Raw genomic sequence first — 17,613 nt, 5'->3', positions numbered from 1 at the left:
TGACGAAACACAGAGGCGCTTCTAGCTTCATCGCGTCGTACTTCGTACGTCATATATGAGACGCGATACGCGAGATCAGATACGCGAGCCCTCGATCCCTGGGGGCTCCGCGCCACCGAGAGGCGAGCATGACCTCTGTGCCCACGCCGATCCCCTCCCGCACGCAGTTCGTGCAGGAAGGGATCAAACACCGCATCCTCACCGGGCAGTTGACCCCGGGGCAGGCCCTGGTCGAGACCGAGCTCGCCGCACAGTTCGGGGTGTCCAAGACCCCGGTGCGCGAGGCGCTCAAGACCCTGGCCGGTACCGGGCTGGTCGTGATGAACCAGTACAAGGGCGTCACGGTGCGCATGGTGGACGCGGACATGGCGCGCGAGGTGTACGACGTGCGGCTGCTGCTCGAACCGGAGGCCCTGCGGCGCTCCGTCCTGCGCGGCACCTCCCTCGACACGGCGCGCGAGGCGCTCGAACGCGCCGACGCCGCCACCGACACCGCCCAGCGGTCCCTCGCCAACCGCGAGTTCCACCGCTCCCTGTACGTCCGCTGCGGCAACCCGCTGCTCGGCCGGATGCTCGACGAGGTCCGGGACCAGGCCGCCCTGGTCTCCGCGGTCGCCTGGGCCGCCGACCCGTCCTGGGAGCGCGAGGCCGCCGAGCACCGGGAGATCCTGCGGCTCGCCCTCGACGGCGACTCGGACGGCGCGGCGCGCGCCCTGCACTCGCACATCGCCTCGTTCGTGCAACGGGCCTTCCCCGAGGCCCAGGGAAAGGGTGAGCAGGAATGACCGCGACCACGACCACGTTCGAGGCCCAACGGGCCGCCCTCGCCGACGTGGTGGCGATCCCCGTGACCCCCTTCGCCGAGGACGGCTCCATCGACCAGGACGTGCACCGCGCGCTGCTGCGCCGGGCGCTCGACGGCGGTGTCCGCATCGTCACCCCGAACGGCAACACCGGCGAGTTCTACGCCCTCAGCCCCGAGGAGCGGCGCCTGGTGACGGAGTTGACCGTCGACGAGGCGCGGGGCCGGGCCACCGTCCTGGTCGGCGTCGGACACGACCTGCCGACCGCCGTCGCCTCCGCCCGCCACGCCCGGCAGCTCGGGGCCGAGATGGTGATGGTCCATCAGCCCGTGCACCCGTACGTGTCGGAGGACGGCTGGGTCGACTACCACCGGGCGATCGCGGAGGCCGTCCCCGAACTGGGCGTGGTCCCCTACATCCGCAACCCGATGCTCGCCGGCGCCCGGCTCGCCGAACTGGCCAACGCCTGCCCGAACGTGATCGGCGTGAAGTACGCCGTGCCGGACGCGGCCCGCTTCGCCGCGTTCGCCCGGGACGCGGGGCTCGAACGCTTCGTGTGGGTGGCCGGGCTCGCGGAGCCGTACGCGCCCTCGTACTTCTCGGCGGGCGCCACGGGCTTCACCTCCGGGCTCGTGAACGTCGCCCCGGCCGTCTCGCTGAACATGATCGAGGCACTGCGCTCCGGCGACTACGCGGGCGCGATGAAGGTCTGGGAGCAGATCCGCCGCTTCGAGGAACTGCGCGGGGCCAACGGCTCCGCCAACAACGTGACGGTCGTGAAGGAGGCCCTGGCCTCGCTCGGCCTGTGCCGCCGGGACGTCCGCCCGCCGAGCAGGCAGCTTCCCGAGTCCGAACGGGCCGAGGTCGCCGCCATCGCCGGGGGGTGGTCCATATGACCGACGCCGGCCCATCGACGCCCGAGGACGGTCAAAACACCTCTCCGGAGCGGCAGTTGCGCAGCCACCAGTGGTACGGCACCGAGGGCCTGCGCTCCTTCAGCCACCGCGCCCGCACCCGTCAGCTCGGCTACCTCCCCGAGGAGCACCTCGGCAAGCCGGTCATCGCGATCCTCAACACCTGGTCCGACATCAACCCCTGCCACGTCCATCTGCGCGACCGTGCCCAGGCGGTCAAGCGGGGTGTGTGGCAGGCCGGCGGCTTCCCCCTCGAATTCCCGGTGTCGACGCTCAGCGAAACCTTCCAGAAGCCGACCCCGATGCTCTACCGCAACATGCTCGCGATGGAGACCGAGGAACTGCTGAGGTCGTACCCGGTGGACGGGGCCGTCCTGATGGGCGGCTGCGACAAGTCCACGCCCGCCCTGCTGATGGGCGCCGCGTCCGTCGACCTGCCGACCGTGTTCGTGCCCGCCGGGCCCATGCTGCCGGGCCACTGGCGCAACGAGATCCTCGGCTCCGGCACCGACATGTGGAAGTACTGGGACGACAAGCGCGCCGGGCTCATCGGCGACTGCGAGATGACCGAACTGGAGAGCGGTCTGGCGCGCTCGCCGGGTCACTGCATGACCATGGGGACGGCGTCCACGCTCACCGCGGCGGCCGAGGCGCTCGGGGTCACCGTGCCCGGCGCCTCCAGCATCCCCGCCGTCGACTCGGGGCACGACCGGATGGCCGCCGCCTCGGGGCTCAGGATCGTCGAACTGGTCCGCAAGGAGCGCAAGTTGTCGGACATCCTCACCCAGGAGGCCTTCGAGGACGCGGTGACGACCGTCCTCGGACTCGGCGGCTCCACCAACGCCGTCATCCACCTCATCGCCATGGCGGGACGGGCCGGAGCCCGGCTCACCCTCGACGACTTCGACCGCATCGCCCGTACGGTGCCGGTCCTCGCGAACGTACGGCCCGGCGGTCGCAGGTACCTCATGGAGGACTTCCACTTCGCCGGCGGCCTGCCCGGATTCCTGTCGCGGATCACCGATCTGCTGCATCTGGACCGGCCGACCGTCTCGCACGACACCCTGCGCGAACAGCTCGCCCCGGCGCAGGTGCACAACGACGAGGTCATCCGCACCCGCGAGAACCCCGTCGCCGCCGAGGGGGGCGTCGCCGTCCTGCGCGGCAACCTCTGCCCCGACGGCGCGGTCATCAAGCACATCTCCGCCGAGCCGCACCTGCTCAAGCACACCGGCCCCGCGGTCGTCTTCGACGACTACCGGACCATGCAACGCACCATCAACGACCCGGAGTTGGGCATCACCGCCGACACCGTGCTGGTGCTGCGCAACGCGGGCCCCAAGGGCGGTCCGGGCATGCCCGAGTACGGCATGCTGCCCATCCCCGACCATCTGCTGAAGCAGGGTGTACGGGACATGGTGCGGATCTCCGACGCCCGTATGAGCGGGACGAGTTACGGCGCCTGTGTGCTGCACGTGGCGCCGGAGTCGTACATCGGCGGGCCGCTCGCGCTGGTCCGCACCGGCGACAGCATCACCCTCGACGTCGACGCGCGTTCCCTTCAACTCAACGTTGACGAAGAGGAGTTGGAGCGGCGGCGGGCGCAGTGGACCGCGCCGCCCGAGCGCTTCGAGCGTGGCTACGGCGCGCTCTACAACGACCAGATCACCCAGGCCGACACCGGCTGCGACTTCGCCTTCCTGGCCCGGCCGGGCAAGGTGCCGGACCCGTACGCGGGCTGATCCGTACCACCCCGGGACCGCTTCGCCCCTCGCGGTCCGGCTTCCGCACACCGTACGTGAAAGCGCTTGCCATCAAGATCGCGCGCCCGTACCACCGGCTCGACCCGAACCACCGGCTTGATCCGTACGACCGGTTCGACTCGTACCACCGGCTCGACCCGCACACCCGAGAACGGAGAACAGTCATGGCACAAGCCGCAGCCGTGGCGAAGCAGCCCGCGCCACCGAGGCGGCGCCGTGGCTCGGCGACGCCCCGCAGGCTCCCGTATCTGCTGATCGCCCCGGCGGGACTGCTGATGCTGGGCTTCATCGCCTACCCGGTGCTCAGCGTCTTCTACTACAGCCTGCAGAACTACAACCCCACCAAGCCGTGGCGCAACGGCTACGCGGGCTTCGACAATTTCACCCGCATCTTCACCGAGGACCCGCAGTTCTGGGACACGCTGGTCTTCAGCGGCAAGTGGGTCGTCGTCGAGGTCGGGCTCCAGCTGATGTTCGGCCTGGCCCTCGCACTGATCGTCAACCAGACCTTCGTGGGCCGCTCGCTCGGCCGCGCCATGGTCTTCTCGCCCTGGGCCGTCTCCGGTGTGCTCACCTCCGCGATCTGGGTCCTGCTCTACAACTCCCAGACGGGCATCACCCGTTACCTCGCGGACATGGGCATCGGGGAGTACGGCACGAGCTGGCTCTCCGACACCTCCACGGTCTTCCCCGCGGCGGTGGTCGCGGACCTGTGGCGAGGTGTCCCCTTCTTCGCCATCCTCATCCTCGCCGACCTCCAGTCCGTGTCGAAGGACCTCTACGAGGCCGCCGAGGTCGACGGCGCCAGCCGCTTCCGGCAGTTCCTGCACATCACCCTGCCGCACTTGAAGGACGCGATCATCCTCTCCACCTTGCTGCGCGCGGTGTGGGAGTTCAACAACGTCGACCTGCTCTACACCCTCACCGGCGGCGGACCCGCGGGGGAGACGACGACACTCCCGCTCTACATCGCCAACACCAGCGTCGACGCACACAACTTCGGCTACGCCTCGGCCCTGACCACCGTCGCGTTCGTGATTCTCCTCTTCTGCTCGATGGTCTATCTGCGGCTGAGCAAGTTCGGAGTGGGTGGGGACAAGTGATCACCAAGGACATCGACACCATCACTCCGGCCGAGCAGTCCGTGCCGGTGGCCGACGAACCGCCGCAGCGCCCGCACAAGGGCAGGCGCGCCTGGGACGAGGCCCCGCGCTGGCAGATCTACCTCCCGCTCGGCATCTACCTCGTCTTCACGCTCGTCCCCTTCTACTGGATCCTCCTCTTCGCCCTGAGGCCGACCGGCTCCACCTCGCTCGTGCCCTGGCCGATGACGTTCGAGCACTTCGACAAGGTGTGGAACGACCGCAGCTTCGGCACGTACTTCGAGAACAGCGTGTACGTCGGTATCGCCACGCTCTTCATGACGACGCTCGTCGCGCTGGCCGGCGGCTACGCCCTGGCCCGCTTCGACTTCAGGATCAAGCGCGCCTTCATGCTGGCGCTGCTCTGCTCGCAGTTCGTGCCGGGCGCGCTGCTCCTGGTGCCGCTGTTCCAGATCTTCGCCGAACTCCAGATGATCAACTCGCTGGGCAGTGTCATCATCGCCGAGACCGTCTTCCAGCTGCCGCTGTCGATGATCCTGATCAGCGGGTTCATCCGGAACGTGCCCTACACCCTCGAAGAGGCCGCCTGGGTCGACGGCTGCAACCGCTTCACCGGCTTCCGGGTCGTCGTCCTGCCGCTGCTGCGGCCCGGACTGATCGCGGTCGGCTCCTTCGCCTTCGTGCACTCCTGGAACCACTTCCTGTTCGCCCTGATGTTCCTCAGCAACCAGGAGAAGCAGACGATCCCCGTCGGCCTCAACAGCCTGATGAGCGCCGACAGCGTCGACCTCGGCGCACTCGCCGCCGGCGGCATCGTCGCCGCCGTACCCGTCGTGATCGTCTTCGCCTTCATCCAGAAGTGGCTGATCACGGGCTTCAGCGCCGGGGCGGTGAAGGGATGAGCAACCACGGGGGACCCCTTCCCGTCGTTCTCGCGGGCGCCCGCGGACACGGCCGCTGGCACCTGGAGAACATCCGGCGCCTCCAGGACAAGGGCCTGGTGCGGCTCGCCGGGATCTGCGAGCTGACGCCGCTCACCCAGGAGGAACTGGCCGGCTTCTCCGCGGCCGGTGAACTCCCCGAGCAGTCGGCCGACTTCGGGGCCCTGCTCGACTCCACGGGTGCGGCCGTCGCCGTGATCTGCACACCGATCCCCACCCACACCGACCTGGCGCTGACGGCCGCCGCCCGGGGCGTGCACCTGCTGCTGGAGAAGCCGCCCGCCCCGTCGTACGCCGAGTTCCGCCGCATGGCCGACGGGGTCGCGGCGGCCGGGGTGGTGTGCCAGATCGGCTTCCAGTCGATGGGCTCGCACGCCGTGCCCGCGATCCGGGAACTGATCGTGAAGGGCACCGTCGGCCGGGTGCACGGCATCGGCGGGGCCGGGGCCTGGGGCCGCGCCGAGGAGTACTACCGCCGCGCGCCCTGGGCCGGACACCGCAGGCTGAACGGGGCCGACGTCGTCGACGGCGTCCTGACGAACCCCCTCGCCCACGCCGTGGCCACCGCCCTCGCCCTCGACGGCGCCACCCGCGCCGAGGACGTCGCCGGCATCGAGACCGAACTGCTGCGGGCCAACGACATCGAGTCCGACGACACCTCCTGCGTCCGCGTCACCACCACGGGCGGCAGTCGGATTACCGTCGCCGCGACCCTGTGCGCCGAACACCCCGACGAGCCCTACGTCGTCGTGCACGGCAGCAGCGGCCGCATCACCTTCTGGTACAAGCAGGACCGCGTCCTCGTCCAGCGCTCGGGGCACGGCCCGCAGGAACTCACGTACGGCAGGACCGATCTGCTGGAGAACCTGGTCGAACATCTCGAAGGCCGGGCCGCGCTGCTGGTCACCCCCGACGGGACGGGCGCCTTCATGAAGGTCGTCGAGGCGATCCGGCGGGCGCCGGACCCGGTCGCGCTGCCCGGCGACGCCTGGTACCTCGACGCCGACGAGAACCGCCGGGTCGTGCCCGGGGTCGACGGACTCGTCGCGGCCGCCGCCGACACCCTCGCCCTCTACTCCGAACTGGGCGCGTCGTGGGCACTGTCGAAAGAGGTGAGCACCTGATGAACAACGAGTCGCTGGTCCTGCGCGTCGCGGGCCGCCCCGTCGGCCGCTACACCGCCCGGCCCGAACTGGCGCCGACGCTGTCACCGCGTCCGTACCTCCACCCCGTCACCACCCTGGCCGGCACGGCAGTCACCGAACTGAGCCCCGCCGACCACCTCCATCACCTCGGCGTCGGTGTAGCCGTTCCCGACGTCGAGGGTCACAACTTCTGGGGCGGCCGCACCTTCGTACGCGACCAGGGGCCGACCGAGCTGGACAACCACGGCTCCCAGCGGCACACGACGTTCCAGCTCCGCGACCCGGACGGCTTCGTGGAGGAGCTGCGCTGGGTCGCCGCGGGAGCCGAGCTGCTGCGGGAGCGGCGCACCGTCGCCGCGACCGAACTCACCGACACCGCCTGGGCGTTGGACTTCACCTTCTCGCTCACCAACACCACCTCCGGACCGCTGTCGATCGGCAGCCCGGCGACCAACGGCCGGCCCGGCGCGGCCTACGGCGGCTTCTTCTGGCGGGCCCGCAAGGAGGCCGAGCCGCCCGCGGTGTTCACCGCGGACACCGAGGGCGAGGACGCGGCGCACGGCACCCGCGCCGGCTGGGTGGCGCTTGCGGGGGACGGCTGGACGCTGGTGTTCGCCGGGGCCACCGACCGCACCCGCCGCGACCCGTGGTTCGTGCGCAGCACCGAGTACCCGGGCGTCGGCTCGTCCCTGGCCCACGAGGAGCGGCTGCCGGTCCCGGCCGGGGAGACCGTCGTACGCCGGGTCGTCACCGTGGTCGCCGACGGCCGGCTCGACCGGGCCGAGGCGGCGGCGCTCGTCCGAAAGGCAGTGAGCCCATGACAGGCCAGGAGCAGCCCGCCTTCACCGCCGACCTCGGCGACGGCACGTATCGCAATCCGGTCCTGGACGCCGACTGGTCCGACCCCGACCTCCTGCGCGTCGGCGACGACTACTACCTGACCGCGTCCAGCTTCGGCCGGGCCCCGGGTCTGCCGCTGCTGCACTCCCGCGACCTGGTCAACTGGACGCTGATCGGCCACGCGCTCCAACGCCTGGAACCCGCACGGGAGTTCAAGAAACCTCGGCACGACTGCGGGGTCTGGGCGCCGGCGTTACGGCATCACGACGACCGCTTCTGGATCTTCTGGGGCGACCCCGATCACGGTGTCTTCCAGGTCAACGCGCCCGAGATCCGCGGCCCTTGGACCCGTCCGCACCTCATCAAGGCGGGCAAGGGGCTCATCGACGCGTGCCCCCTGTGGGACGAGGACAGCGGCGAGGCGTACCTCGTGCACGGCTGGGCCAGATCCCGCTCCGGCATCAAGAACCGGCTCACCGGACACCGGATGCGGCCCGACGGCACCGGCCTGCTCGACGAGGGCAAGCTGATCGTGGACGGCGACCGCATCCCCGGCTGGTTCACCCTCGAAGGGCCGAAGCTGTACCGGCACGACGGCTGGTTCTGGATCTTCGCCCCCGCGGGCGGCGTCGAGACCGGCTGGCAGGGCGCCTTCCGCTCACGCGGCTTCTTCGGCCCGTACGAGGAGAGGGTCGTCCTGGAGCAGGGCGACACCGACGTCAACGGCCCCCACCAGGGCGGCTGGGTGACCACCCCGTCCGGCGAGCACTGGTTCGCCCACTTCCAGCAGAAGGGCGCGTACGGGAGGGTCGTCCACCTCCAGCCGATGCGCTGGGGCCGGGACGGCTGGCCGGTCATCGGCGACGAGGGCACCCCCGTGACCGTGCACCGCAAGCCCGACCTGCCGCCGCAGCCGCTCTCCGCGCCCGCCACCGACGACGACTTCCCCGGCGGGCGGTTCGGACGGCAGTGGCAGTGGACCGCCAACCCGCAGGACGGCTGGGCGACCCAGCACACCGGCGACGGGCTGCGGCTGAGCTGTGTGCGCTCGGCGGACGCGGACGATCCGCGCAAGCTGGCGAACGTGCTCACCCAGCGGCTGCCCGGCACCCCGTGCACCGTCGAGGTCGAGCTGCGGCTCGACGCCGAGGAGCCCGGCGCACGGGCCGGACTGACCGTACTGGGCGACGCGTTCAGCTGGATCGGGCTCGAACGGGGGGCCGACGGGACGGTCCACCTCGTGCACCGGTTCGGCGACCCGGTCGCCGAGCGCGAGCGCGACGCCGCGCATCCGCGGATGGCACCCGAGGGACGGGCCCGGCTGCGGATCGAGGTGGGCGCGGGCGCGCGCTGCCGCTTCTCGTACGACCTCGGCGGCGGCTGGGAGTCCTCGGGACAGGTCTTCGCCGCCACGCCCTGGCGCTGGGTCGGCGCCCTGCTCGGCCTCTTCGGGGTCGCGCCGTCCGGCGGGGGACACGCCGGAGCGGCCACGTTCACGCGGTTCCGCGTCACCGCCCGCGAGACCGGTGACGGCACCGGCCGGGACACCGGTCGTGGCACCGGCCGCACCACCGCGTCACCTGTCTGACCGCACCACGTCATCACCGTTGTAAGCCTGTGGGGAGCCGCAATGACGCACTTCCGGAGCAAGCGCTTGCCGAGACCGGGGCCCAGGTCGGCACCGAGGTCGGGGCCCGGGTCGGGACCGAGGCCGGGTGCCGGGTCGGGTCCCGGCGCGGGACGGGTCCTGGTCACGGTCGCCGCGCTGGTGGCGGCGCTGGGGCTGGGGGCCCTGACCCCGGCCGAGGCGGCCTCCGGGACGATCTCCGAGGGAACTTCCGAGGCGGTGTCCGGGGGGTACCCGACGGGGTCCGCCGACACCGCGCACGGCTTCGCCTCGCTCGAAGGCGGTACGACGGGAGGCGCCGGCGGCGAGGTCGTCACCGTGACCACCCAGGCCGACCTGGAGCGCTACGCGGCGGCCGAGGAGCCGTACGTCATCCGGGTGGCCGGGGCGATCACGGCGGAGCCGTTCGGCGCGAACATCGCCGTGGCCCCGGACAAGACGATCATCGGCGTCGGCACGACGGGAGAACTCGTCCAGGGCGAACTGCACCTGGCCCCCGGCACCCACAACGTGATCGTCCGCAACCTGACGATCCGTGACTCGTACGTCGAGGGCGACTGGGACTGCAAGGACACCGACTTCGACGGCATCCAGATGGACACCGTCCACCACGTCTGGATCGACCACAACCGCTTCTCGCGGATCTGCGACGGACAGCTCGACATCCGCAAGGACAGCGAGTACGTCACCGTCTCCTCCAACCGCTTCGAGGACAACAACAAGACCTTCGGCATCGGCTGGACGCCGAACGTGAAGACGCAGATCACCATCGACCACAACTGGTTCCGCGGCACGAAGCAGCGCAATCCGTCCGCCGACAACTGCGCCTACGCCCACCTCTACAACAACTACATGACCGCGCAGGCGGACCCCGGCGACCCGGTGTGGACGTACGGCAACTGGTCCCGCGGCGCCACCAGGATGGTCATCGAGAACAGCTACTACGACGGCGTCCAGCACCCCTACCAGGCCGATGCCACCGCCGAGTTGGTGCAGCGCGGATCGATCCTCAGGAACACCACCGGGCGGCACGACGCGTGGGGCGCGGCCTTCGAGCCGCGGGACTTCTACGACTACCGGCTCGACCCCGCGGCGGCCGTACCCGCGCTCGTGTCCCGATTCTCCGGGCCGCAGCAGCGGCTCGGTCACCACTTCACAGCGACACAACCCTCGTTGGATCCAGAAGAAGAGAGCCGATCATGAAGAGCAGCATTCGCAGCAGCAGAGGAGCGCGCCGCTCCGCAGCCGCCGTCGCCGTGAGCGCCGTCCTCGCGCTGACCGCCACCGCCTGCGGTGACGACGGCAGCGGTTCGTCGGGCGACAAGGGCGCCGAGGGCAGTGGCAAGGGCGAGATCACCTTCTGGGACAACAACGGCGGTGTCCGCACCGACATCTGGAAGGAGATCATCGCCGACTTCGAGAAGGCGAACCCGGACATCGACGTCAAGTACGTCCCGATCGCCGCCACCGAGTACCAGTCGAAGGTCGACACCTCCATCCAGGCCAAGGGGCTGCCGGACGTCGGCGGTGTCGGCGCGGCGATGCTCGCGGGCTTCGCCGCGCAGAACGCGCTGGAGCCGCTGGACGACCGCCTCGGCAAGTCCTCCCTGAACGGCAAGCTCAACGAGGACATGGTCAAGTCGCTGAAGGCCGCGGGTGGCGGCGGCGCCGACGACAGCACGCTGTACTCGGTCCCGACCTCCGCCAACAACGGCGTCCTGTACTACCGCACCGACCTGTTCACGTCGGCCGGCCTGGACGCGCCGACCACCTGGGACAAGTTCTACGACTCCGCCGACAAGCTCACCGACAAGGACAAGAACGCCTTCGGTTACACCATCCGCGGTGGCGCCGGTTCCATCGCCCAGGCGCTGGACGCGATGTACGGGCAGTCCGGCATCACCTCGTTCTGGGACACCGGCAACGAGAAGACCACGGTCAACGACCCGAAGAACGTGGCGGCCCTGGAGAAGTACACGGGCCTCTTCAAGAAGGTCACCCCCGCCGCCGACCTCAACAACGACTTCACCAAGATGGTCGCGCAGTGGGACTCCGGCACGATCGGCATGCTCAACCACAACCTTGGCTCCTACCAGGACCACGTGAAGGCGCTGGGAGCCGACAAGTTCCGCGGTATTCCGCAGCCGATCGGGCCCGGCGGAAAGCGTGTCCAGGTCTCCAACCCCGTGGACGGTCTCGGCATCTTCAAGACCTCCAAGAACAAGGACGCGGCCTGGAAGTTCATCGAGTTCGCCACGGAGAAGGCGCAGAACTCCAAGTTCAACGAGTCCGCGGGGCAGGTGCCGTCGAACAACGACGCCGCGAAGGACGCGTGGGTCTCCGAGGCCGAGCCGACGAAGCTGGCGGCCGAGGCGTTGACCGACGGTTCCACGACCATCGTTCAGCTGCCGTACTACCTGCCCGACTGGAACACCATCTCGAAGACCGACAACGAGCCGGCCTTCCAGAAGGTGCTGAACGGGTCGTTGAGTGAGAAGGAGTTCCTGGACACGTTGGCGGATCAGCTCAACACGGCGCAGACGGAGTGGAACGAGCAAAAGGGTTAACCCTGGCCGGGTCGGCTTGCTGGTTGGGGTTGTGGGGTGACTGCGGGGCCGTCGTGGCTGGTCGCGCAGTTCCCCGCGCCCCTGAAAAGCCAAAGGCAAACGATTGCGCCGTTCCCCGCGCCCCTGGAACACCGAAGGCAAGCGATTGCGCTGTTGCCCGCGCCCCATGAACACCGAAGGCAAAAGACTGCGCCGTTCCCCGCGCCCCCAAGAGATGAAAGGCATCCTGACGTGAGTCTCAGTCGTAGACAGGTCGCCGGCGCCGCGCTCGCCGCCGTACCGCTCGCCGTTGCCGGGACCGGGCCCGCCGTCGGTGCCTCGCCGGGGCGGTCCCGTGGGCGCACGCTCTTCATCGCCGGTGACTCCACCGCTGCCCAGAAGTACGCCGATGCCGCGCCCGAGACCGGGTGGGGGATGGCTCTGCCGTTCTTTCTGCGGGTGGGGGTCGCGGTCGCCAATCACGCGGTGAATGGGCGGAGTTCGAAGAGCTTCATCGATGAAGGGCGGCTTGACGTCGTTCTTGCCGCTGTTCGGCCCGGTGATCTTCTCCTCGTCCAGTTCGGGCACAACGACTCCAAGGTCGCCGATCCCACGCGGTACACCGAGCCGTGGACGACGTATCAGGACTATCTCCGGCAGTACGTCGACGGGGCGCGGGCGCGGGGAGTGCGGCCCGTGCTCGCCACATCCGTGGAGCGGCGGAAGTTCGACGCCGACGGGAATGCCGTGGCGACCCACGGCGACTATCCGGCGGCCGTGCGGGCTCTCGCCTCGGAGGAGGGCGTGGCTCTGCTCGACATCCAGGCGCTGTCGATCGCCCTCTGGCAGGAGTTGGGGGTCGAGGAGACGAAGAAGTACTTCAACTGGACCGATGCCGAGCAGGACAACACGCATTTCAATCCGCCCGGGGCGATTGCCGTGGCCCGGATGGTTGCGGGGGAGTCGGTGCGGCGAAGGGTGCTTTTGCCGCGGGATGTTCGGCGGCTCGGCGAGGTGATCCCTGAATCGTGGATCACCTGGCCTGCGGCCTGAGCCGGCGGTTGGCTCGTTCGTACGTGCCGGTCCGTCGTGGCTGGTCGCGCAGTTCCCCGCGCCCCTGAAGACAAAAGACTGCGCCGTTCCCCGCGCCCCTGAAAACCGAAAGGAAACCCGCATCCATGCGTACTCGTATGTGGCATGCACATGTCATTACCCCTCTCGTCGGCTGCACCGCTCTCGTACTCGCCGTGAGTGGGACCGTCGCCCACGCCCAGGCCGGGCAGGTCTCCCAAGTTCGTGATCTCGGGCGGGAGACCCTTGCCGTCGGGGACGGGTGGGGGGCCGAGGGGGCCGGGACCACCGGAGGTTCGGCCGCCGACGCCGCGCACGTCTACACCGTCACCACCTGGGACGCGTTCAAGGCCGCGCTGAAGGCCGGCGGGGACGCGCCCAAGATCGTCAAGGTCAAGGGCGTCATCGACCCGGTCGCCGAGGGGTGTGCCTCCTTCGCCGCCCCCGGGTACGACTTCGACGCCTATCTGGAGAAGTACTCGCCCGAGAACTGGGGCCTGGACACCGATCTGTCCGGGGAGCCCGCCGACAGTCCCGAGGGGCTGCGGGCCGCCTCCGCCGCAGGTCAGGACGCCGCCATCAAGGTGAACGTGCCCGCCAACACCACCATCGTCGGCGTCGGCAAGGGCGCCGGCATCAGAGGTGGCAGCCTGCAGATCAAGGGCGTCGACAACGTCATCCTGCGCAACCTCACCATCGAGGCCCCACTGGACTGCTTCCCGCAGTGGGACCCGACCGACACGGCCACCGGTGCCTGGAACTCCGAGTACGACGCGGTCGTCGTGTACGGCTCCACCCATGTGTGGGTCGCCCACAACACCCTGACCGACGGCCGTTACCCGGACAGCACCCTGCCCACGTACTTCGGCCAGATCTACCAGCAGCACGACGGCCTGCTCGACATCGTGCGCGGCGCCAACTACGTGACGGTGTCCTGGAACGCGGTCGAGGACCACGACAAGACCATGCTCATCGGCAACAGCGACAGCGCCGGAGCGACCGACACCGGCAAGCTCAAAGTGACCCTGCACCACAACAGGTTCGAGGGCATCGTCGAGCGGGCGCCGCGGGTCCGCTTCGGGCAGGTCGACTCGTACAACAACCACTTCGTGGTGAGCGAGGGCCAGTCGTACGGCTACACCTTCGGCGTCGGGATCTCCTCGCAGCTGTACGCCTCCGACAACGCGTTCTCGCTGCCCTCCGGTGTCAGCGCCGCCAAGACCCTGAAGAAGTGGAGCGAGGCGCCGCTCACCGCCGAGAACAACTACGTCAACGGCCGCAAGACCGACCTCATCGCCGTCCACAACGCGGAGATCCCCGCCGAGACCCTCCAGTCCGGCGCCGGCTGGACACCCACCCTGCGGACCAGGGTCGACTCGCCGCGTGCCGTGCCCGGCATCGTCGACGGCCGCGCGGGCGCCGGAAAGGTCTGCTGACCATGACCCTGCCGACAAGGGCGAGCAGACGGTCCTTCGTCGTCGCGAGCGTCGGGGCCGCCCTCGCGCTGGGCGCCGGAGGGACCGCCCACGCGCGCGGCCGGTCCCCCTTCGGCCGGTACGGTTCGCCGACGGCCCGGCTCGACGAGCGGACCCTGTACGTCCACCCCGGCGGCCTCGGCGACCACACCACGGTCCAGGCCGCCGTGACCGCCGCGAGCGGAACCGGATACACGCTGGTCGTCGCCCCGGGAACGTACCGCGAGACGGTCGCCGTCAGCGCCGCCCGTACGGAGCTGACCTGGCTCGGGGCCTCCGAGGACGCGCGTGACGTCGTGATCGTCTACGACAACGCCAACGGGACGCAGAAGCCGGACGGCTCCGGCCCCTACGGCACGACCGGCTCGGCCACCACGACCGTGCAGGCCGACGGGTTCACCGCCCGCGACATCACCTTCGCCAACGACTGGCTGCGCGCCGACCACCCCGAGATCACCGGCACCCAGGCCGTCGCCATCAAGGTGCAGGGCGACCGCTCGGCGTTCCTCCACTGCCGTTTCCTCGGCCATCAGGACACGCTGTACGCCGACTCCATCGCGCTCACCGCCTTCGCCCGGCAGTACTTCGCGCACTGCTATGTCGAAGGGGACGTGGACTTCGTGTTCGGGCGGGCCACCGCCGTGTTCGAGCACTGCCACTTCCGCACATTGGCGCGCACGGACCTCGCCGGGGCCCCGTACGGGTTCGTCTTCGCGCCCTCGACCGCGGTCGCCAACCCGCGCGGCTATCTGGTGTCGGACAGCCGGGTGACGAGCGAAGCCCCGGACGCCTACTACAAGTTGGCCCGGCCCTGGGTGCCCGGCTCCGACACCACCGCTCGGCCCATGCTGACCGTGCGCGAGACCCGCCTCGGTGCCGGGATCGACGCCGTGGAGCCGTACACCAACATGTCGGCCGGCTATCCGTGGCAGAGCCAGCGGTTCGCCGAGTACCGCAACAGCGGTCCGGGCGCCGAGATCACCGTCCCCGCGAACCGGCCCCAGCTCACCCGCGCCGAGGCCGCCTCGCACACCCGGCGGACCTACCTCGGCGACTGGGCCCCCTGGTCCCGGGAGGGGTGCTGACATGCGGCGGCGGACCCTGATCACCGAGGCCGTCGGCGTGCTCGCGGCGGCCGGTGCCTCACCGGCCGCCGCCGAGGACCCGCGCCGCCGGGTGCTGCACGTCCGCCCCGGCGACGCCGTCCAGGCAGCCGTCGACGCGGTCGACGGCCCCGGCCGGACGATCGTCGTGCACCCGGGCACCTATCGCGAGACCGTCAACATCCCCGCAGACGTGCGGGACTTGACGCTCCTCGGGGCCTCCCGCGCCCCCCGGGACACGGTCGTCGTGTACGACAACGCCAACGGCACGCAGAAGCCGGACGGCACGGGCACCTACGGCACCGCGGGCTCCGCCACCTTCACCTCGGCGGCGCCCGGACTGACCGTGCGGGGGCTGACGATCGCCAACGACTGGCTGCGCGCCGACCACCCGGAGATCACGGGGACCCAGGCGGTGGCCGCGTACGTCACGGGGGACCGGTCGCGCTTCGAACGGGTCCGGTTCCTCGCCCACCAGGACACCCTGTTCGCGGACACCACCGCACTGGACTCCTTCGACCGGCAGTACTACCGGGACTGCTACGTCGAAGGAGACGTGGACTTCGTCTTCGGGCGGGGGCGGGCGGTCTTCGACGGCTGCCACCTCCACACGCTCGACCGGGACGTGACCTTCAGGCCGGAGGGCATGGTGTTCGCCCCCGCCACGGCCCGCGCGAATCCGTACGGTTTCCTCGCCGTGCGGTGCCGTGTCACCTCGGGTGCCGAGGACGGCGCGTACAAGATCGCCCGGCCGTGGGTGCCGTCGTACGAGACGACCGCCCGGCCCTCACTCGTCGTGCGGGACACCTGGCTCGGGCCGGGCGTCGACGCGGTGGCGCCGTACATCGACATGCGCGAGGCGTACCCCTGGCAGACCATGCGCTTTCGCGAGTACGCCAACTCCGGTCCGGGGGCGGCCATTTCCGTGCCGGACAACCGGCCGCAGCTCACGGTCGCGGAAGCCGCGGAACACACCCGCGGAACGTATCTCGGGGACTGGAGGCCGTATGAACAGCGGTACTGAACCCGCGCCCCTGGGCCGGCGGTCGTTCGTGGCGGGTGCCGGGGCGGCGGCGCTGCTGGGCGTGGCGGGAGCAGGAGCGTCCACGGCCCAAGCCGCCCAAGCCACCGCCCCTGCGGCACAGGCCACCGCCCCCGCCGCACAAGTGACGGGCATCGTGGAGGGCAACCTCCCCGACTTCCACCCCCTCCTCAAGGACGAACTGCGCTTCCCGCTCGCCTGGGGCACCTCCCCGGTCCGGGACTTCCGGGCCTGGCGGCGGGCGGCCCGCTCGAAGGTCGAGGAGCACCTGCTCGTCGAGCGGGACCACACCCCGTACGAGCCGGTGTTCGACGAGGGTGATCGCGTCGAGGCCGACGCGTACACGCGCGAGTCGGTGACCCTCTCTCTCACCCGGTACGAGCGCGTCCGCGGCTCCCTGCTCACCCCGCACGGCACCGGCCCCTTCCCCGCCGTCCTCCTGCTCCACGACCACGGCGCCAAGTTCGACATCGGGAAGGAGAAGCTGGTCAGGCCCTGGAACGACGACACACGGCTGGCCTCGGCACAGGCCTGGGCGGACCGCTGCTTCAGCGGACGGTTCGTCGGCGACGAACTGGCCCGGCGCGGGTACGTGGTCCTCGCCCTGGACGCGCTCGGCTGGGGCGACCGCGGCCCGGTCACGTACGAGCAGCAGCAGGCCCTGGCGAGCAACTTCTTCAATCTGGGGTCCTCGCTCGCCGGCCTGATGGCCCGCGAGGACGTGCGCGCCGCCGGTTTCCTGGCCGGTCTCGACCGGGTGGACCGGCGGCGGGTCGCGGCCGTCGGCTTCTCCATGGGCGCCTTCCGCGCCTGGCAGACGGCCGCCCTCAGCGACGACATCGCAGCCGCCGCGAGCGTGTGCTGGATGACCGGGCTGAAGGAGGTCATGGTGCCCGGCAACAACATCCTGCGCGGCCAGTCCTCGTACTGCATGCTCCACCCCGGGCTCGCCCGGCACCTCGACTTCCCCGATGTGGCGAGCATCGCCGCGCCCAAGCCGTCGCTCTTCTTCCACGGCGCCCAGGACACCCTGTTCCCCGCGGAGGGTGTCCGGGTCGCCCACGAGAAGCTGCACGCGGTCTGGCGCTCACGTCATGCCGGGGAGCACCTGCGCACCAAGGTCTGGCCCGACCTGGGCCATGTGTTCACCGCACCCCAGCAGGACGAGGTCTTCACCTGGCTCGACGCCGTCCTGTGACCGACGCACCCCCCACAGCTTCACAGCTCCACAGCACCTGAG

General features: G+C 70.3%; 14 protein-coding genes and 1 pseudogene. All 15 read left to right on the top strand.

Features of this window, described 5'->3' with window-relative positions; all coding sequences use genetic code 11:
• Positions 1–128 precede the first annotated feature (128 nt).
• The 15 genes and pseudogenes from ACZ60E_RS23390 to ACZ60E_RS23320 all read left to right on the top strand — a co-directional run bounded on the left by ACZ60E_RS23390 (position 129) and on the right by ACZ60E_RS23320 (position 17,571).
• Complete coding sequence (locus ACZ60E_RS23390) at positions 129–785, top strand: GntR family transcriptional regulator (RefSeq protein ID WP_384812038.1); 657 nt, start codon at positions 129–131, stop codon at positions 783–785.
• Positions 782–1,699 carry a dihydrodipicolinate synthase family protein gene (locus tag ACZ60E_RS23385; protein ID WP_469442847.1) on the top strand — a complete coding sequence of 306 codons (918 nt, stop codon included), beginning with the start codon at positions 782–784 and terminating at the stop codon, positions 1,697–1,699. The genes ACZ60E_RS23390 and ACZ60E_RS23385 overlap by 4 nt, the downstream gene beginning before the upstream one ends.
• Positions 1,696–3,459 (top strand): L-arabinonate dehydratase, encoded by a 1,764-nt coding sequence (araD, locus tag ACZ60E_RS23380; protein WP_469442846.1) that lies wholly within the window; start codon positions 1,696–1,698, stop codon positions 3,457–3,459. The genes ACZ60E_RS23385 and araD overlap by 4 nt, the downstream gene beginning before the upstream one ends.
• Positions 3,460–3,644: 185 nt before the next feature.
• Positions 3,645–4,583, top strand: coding sequence for a carbohydrate ABC transporter permease (locus tag ACZ60E_RS23375; RefSeq protein WP_384812029.1), 939 nt, complete (start codon positions 3,645–3,647; stop codon positions 4,581–4,583).
• Positions 4,580–5,485: a carbohydrate ABC transporter permease gene (locus ACZ60E_RS23370; RefSeq protein WP_469442845.1), complete on the top strand. Its 906-nt coding sequence runs from the start codon at positions 4,580–4,582 to the stop codon at positions 5,483–5,485. The genes ACZ60E_RS23375 and ACZ60E_RS23370 overlap by 4 nt, the downstream gene beginning before the upstream one ends.
• Complete coding sequence (locus tag ACZ60E_RS23365; RefSeq protein WP_469442842.1) at positions 5,482–6,648, top strand: Gfo/Idh/MocA family protein; 1,167 nt, start codon at positions 5,482–5,484, stop codon at positions 6,646–6,648. Before ACZ60E_RS23370 ends, ACZ60E_RS23365 begins: the two co-directional genes overlap by 4 nt.
• Complete coding sequence (locus ACZ60E_RS23360; protein WP_469442836.1) at positions 6,648–7,490, top strand: DUF6807 domain-containing protein; 843 nt, start codon at positions 6,648–6,650, stop codon at positions 7,488–7,490. The genes ACZ60E_RS23365 and ACZ60E_RS23360 overlap by 1 nt, the downstream gene beginning before the upstream one ends.
• Entirely contained in the window at positions 7,487–9,097 is a 1,611-nt protein-coding gene (locus tag ACZ60E_RS23355; protein WP_469442834.1) for a glycoside hydrolase family 43 protein, read from the top strand. The genes ACZ60E_RS23360 and ACZ60E_RS23355 overlap by 4 nt, the downstream gene beginning before the upstream one ends.
• Positions 9,098–9,139: 42 nt before the next feature.
• Positions 9,140–10,282: pseudogene (locus tag ACZ60E_RS23350) on the top strand (pectate lyase family protein); the annotation flags it as partial.
• Between the two features lie 53 nt (positions 10,283–10,335).
• Positions 10,336–11,703 carry an ABC transporter substrate-binding protein gene (locus ACZ60E_RS23345; protein WP_385836773.1) on the top strand — a complete coding sequence of 456 codons (1,368 nt, stop codon included), beginning with the start codon at positions 10,336–10,338 and terminating at the stop codon, positions 11,701–11,703.
• A gap of 231 nt (positions 11,704–11,934) precedes the next feature.
• Positions 11,935–12,735 carry a rhamnogalacturonan acetylesterase gene (locus ACZ60E_RS23340; protein ID WP_469442830.1) on the top strand — a complete coding sequence of 267 codons (801 nt, stop codon included), beginning with the start codon at positions 11,935–11,937 and terminating at the stop codon, positions 12,733–12,735.
• A 125-nt stretch (positions 12,736–12,860) separates the two neighbouring features.
• Entirely contained in the window at positions 12,861–14,189 is a 1,329-nt protein-coding gene (locus tag ACZ60E_RS23335) for a pectate lyase family protein (RefSeq protein WP_469442829.1), read from the top strand.
• 2 nt (positions 14,190–14,191) lie between these two features.
• Positions 14,192–15,313, top strand: a complete 1,122-nt coding sequence (locus ACZ60E_RS23330) for a pectinesterase family protein (RefSeq protein ID WP_469442827.1) — start codon at positions 14,192–14,194, stop codon at positions 15,311–15,313.
• A 1-nt stretch (position 15,314) separates the two neighbouring features.
• A complete protein-coding gene (locus ACZ60E_RS23325) occupies positions 15,315–16,355 on the top strand; it encodes a pectinesterase family protein (protein WP_469442826.1) in 1,041 nt (346 codons plus the stop codon).
• Positions 16,339–17,571 carry a dienelactone hydrolase family protein gene (locus tag ACZ60E_RS23320; protein WP_469442825.1) on the top strand — a complete coding sequence of 411 codons (1,233 nt, stop codon included), beginning with the start codon at positions 16,339–16,341 and terminating at the stop codon, positions 17,569–17,571. The genes ACZ60E_RS23325 and ACZ60E_RS23320 overlap by 17 nt, the downstream gene beginning before the upstream one ends.
• Positions 17,572–17,613: the final 42 nt, after the last annotated feature.

It is taken from the genome of Streptomyces sp. NPDC102514 (assembly GCF_055584525.1).
This window is presented reverse-complemented; position numbering and strand designations above follow the sequence as displayed.

What these genes read in the sequence shown, in the direction of transcription:
- ACZ60E_RS23390 (WP_384812038.1), top strand. Translation starts at nt 129, where the DNA reads ATGACCTCTGTGCCCACGCCGATCCCCTCCCGCACGCAGTTCGTGCAG.
- ACZ60E_RS23385 (WP_469442847.1), top strand. Translation starts at nt 782, where the DNA reads ATGACCGCGACCACGACCACGTTCGAGGCCCAACGGGCCGCCCTCGCC.
- araD (WP_469442846.1), top strand. Translation starts at nt 1,696, where the DNA reads ATGACCGACGCCGGCCCATCGACGCCCGAGGACGGTCAAAACACCTCT.
- ACZ60E_RS23375 (WP_384812029.1), top strand. Translation starts at nt 3,645, where the DNA reads ATGGCACAAGCCGCAGCCGTGGCGAAGCAGCCCGCGCCACCGAGGCGG.
- ACZ60E_RS23365 (WP_469442842.1), top strand. Translation starts at nt 5,482, where the DNA reads ATGAGCAACCACGGGGGACCCCTTCCCGTCGTTCTCGCGGGCGCCCGC.
- ACZ60E_RS23360 (WP_469442836.1), top strand. Translation starts at nt 6,648, where the DNA reads ATGAACAACGAGTCGCTGGTCCTGCGCGTCGCGGGCCGCCCCGTCGGC.
- ACZ60E_RS23355 (WP_469442834.1), top strand. Translation starts at nt 7,487, where the DNA reads ATGACAGGCCAGGAGCAGCCCGCCTTCACCGCCGACCTCGGCGACGGC.
- ACZ60E_RS23345 (WP_385836773.1), top strand. Translation starts at nt 10,336, where the DNA reads ATGAAGAGCAGCATTCGCAGCAGCAGAGGAGCGCGCCGCTCCGCAGCC.
- ACZ60E_RS23335 (WP_469442829.1), top strand. Translation starts at nt 12,861, where the DNA reads ATGCGTACTCGTATGTGGCATGCACATGTCATTACCCCTCTCGTCGGC.
- ACZ60E_RS23330 (WP_469442827.1), top strand. Translation starts at nt 14,192, where the DNA reads ATGACCCTGCCGACAAGGGCGAGCAGACGGTCCTTCGTCGTCGCGAGC.
- ACZ60E_RS23325 (WP_469442826.1), top strand. Translation starts at nt 15,315, where the DNA reads ATGCGGCGGCGGACCCTGATCACCGAGGCCGTCGGCGTGCTCGCGGCG.
- ACZ60E_RS23320 (WP_469442825.1), top strand. Translation starts at nt 16,339, where the DNA reads ATGAACAGCGGTACTGAACCCGCGCCCCTGGGCCGGCGGTCGTTCGTG.